Here is a 1,982-nt window from a genome sequence, read left to right as displayed (position 1 = left end):
CGCCCGCCCGGCCCGAGCCCCGCGCAGTTGATGCCCGCCCCGCACACCACCGCGACGCCCACGGGCTCGCCCCCGTCGGGCAGGCCCGCCCGCAGCAGGGCGAAGGTGTCGTTGGCGACGGCGACCGTCCGCCCCCAGCCGCGGGCGGCGATCTCCGCGGTCAGCAGTTCCTCCTCCACCGGCAGGTCGCAGTTGGCCAGGCACGCGCTGACGTGGGCGGCGCAGGGCGGTCCACCCGCCCCTGCGGCAGCGGCGGCCCGCCCAACCAGCGCCGCCAGGCCGTCCACCGCCTGCCGCACACCCGTCCGAGCCGGCTGGAACCCCCCGCCGCGCGCGGCCCCGAGCACGGTGCCGTCCGGCCCCGCCAGCACCACGTCCGTCTTGCTGTTGCCCGCGTCGATCGCGAGCAGCGCGCCGCTCACGCCCACGCGAGGTGCTCCCGGTTGTGCGCGACGAGGGCGTCGGTCAGCCGGTCGGCGTGGTCGAACTGCCCGACCAGCGGGTGCGCGAGGAGCGCCCGGAAGACCCGGTCCCGGCCCCCCTGGAGGGCGGCCTCCAGCGCCAGGTGCTCGTACGCCGTGACGTTCGCGACCAGCCCGGCGTACAGCGGCTCCAGCGGGCGTACGGGCAAGGGGTGCGCGCCCCTCGCGTCCACCGCCGCCGGCACCTCGATCACCGCGTCGTCGGGCAGGAAGGGCAGCGTGCCGTTGTTGAGGGCGTTGACGACCTGGACGTCCCCGGTGTCCCGCAGCAGCGACGCGGTCAGGGCGACCGCCGCCTCCGAGTAGAAGGCGCCGCCGCGCTTCGCCAGCAGCGCGGGCTTCTCGTCCAGCGCGGGATCGGCGTACAGGGCCAGCAGCTTCCGCTCCATCGCGGCCACCTCTGCGGCGCGCGAGGGCCTGGTGCGCAGCTCCCGGACGACCTCGTCGTGCCCGTAGAAGTAGCGCAGGTAGTAGGAGGGGACGACGCCGAGGCGGTCCAGCACCGAGCGCGGCATGCGCAGGTCGGCCGCGACGGCGTCGCCGTGCTCGGCGAGCAGCAGCGGCAGGACGTCCTCCCCGCCCACGGTCACGGACCGCTCCCAGGTGAGGTGGTTGAGGCCCACGTGCTCCAGCGCCACCTCCTCCGGGGCGACCCCCAGCAGCCGGGCGAACTTCCGCTGGAAGCCGATGGCCACGTTGCACAGGCCCACGGCCCGGTGCCCGGCCGCCAGCAGCGCCCGCGTCACGATGCCGACCGGGTTGGTGAAGTCCACGATCCAGGCGTGCGGGCTGCGCCGCCGCACCCGCTCGGCGATGTCCAGCACCACCGGGACCGTGCGCAGCGCCTTGGCGAGCCCGCCCGCGCCGGTGGTCTCCTGGCCGACGCAGCCGCACTCCAGCGGCCAGGTCTCGTCCTGGTGCCGGGCCGCCTGGCCGCCCACGCGCAGCTGGAGCAGCACGGCGTCCGCGCCGTCGACGCCCGCGTCCAGGTCCGTGGTCCAGGTGACGCGGCCGGGGTGGCCCTGCCGGGCGAGGATCCGCCGCGCCAGCGCGCCGACGAGCTCCAGCCGTTCTTCGTCCGGGTCGACCAGGACGAGCTCCGCCACCGGCAGCGTGTCGTGCAACCGCGCGAAGCCGTCGACGAGTTCGGGGGTGTAGGTGGATCCGCCACCCACTACTGCGAGCTTCACCCTTGACTCCTTTGCTGGTTGCCGAGCGGGAGCGGCGGACGGCTCAGGCCGTGTCGAACGCGGTCTCCCGCACCGCCGCGAGTGCGGTCTGCAGTGCCCCCGCCAGGACCGGGCGGTCCTCCACGGTGCTCAGCCGCAGCTGCGGCCGGGGCAGGGCAAGCCCGGTGAGCTCGGCCTCCACCATGGCGCGCAGCCGCTCGCCGCCCGCCCGGCACACCGCGCCGGAGAGCACCACCAGTCCGGGGTCGACCACGGCGACGACCGCCGCGAGGCCGAGGGCCAGCCGCCTGCCCAGTTCGGCGTAGACGTC

1 protein-coding gene and 2 pseudogenes are annotated in these 1,982 nt (G+C 76.0%); all 3 read right to left on the bottom strand.

The features are described 5' to 3' along the window. Window positions 1-428 (bottom strand): annotated as a pseudogene (locus tag V7793_RS36985) (ATPase); the annotation flags it as partial. Further along, a complete protein-coding gene (locus V7793_RS36980) occupies window positions 419-1,672 on the bottom strand; it encodes a 6-phospho-beta-glucosidase (RefSeq protein ID WP_443058084.1) in 1,254 nt (417 codons plus the stop codon). The pseudogene V7793_RS36985 and the gene V7793_RS36980, both read right to left, overlap by 10 nt. A gap of 43 nt (window positions 1,673-1,715) precedes the next feature. Next, window positions 1,716-1,982: pseudogene (locus tag V7793_RS36975) on the bottom strand (sugar kinase); the annotation flags it as partial.

It is taken from the genome of Streptomyces sp. KLMMK (assembly GCF_036961605.1).
Classification (GTDB): domain Bacteria; phylum Actinomycetota; class Actinomycetes; order Streptomycetales; family Streptomycetaceae; genus Streptomyces; species Streptomyces telluris.
The sequence above is the reverse complement of the archived record's forward strand: the minus strand, read 5'-3'. Positions and strand labels throughout refer to the sequence as shown.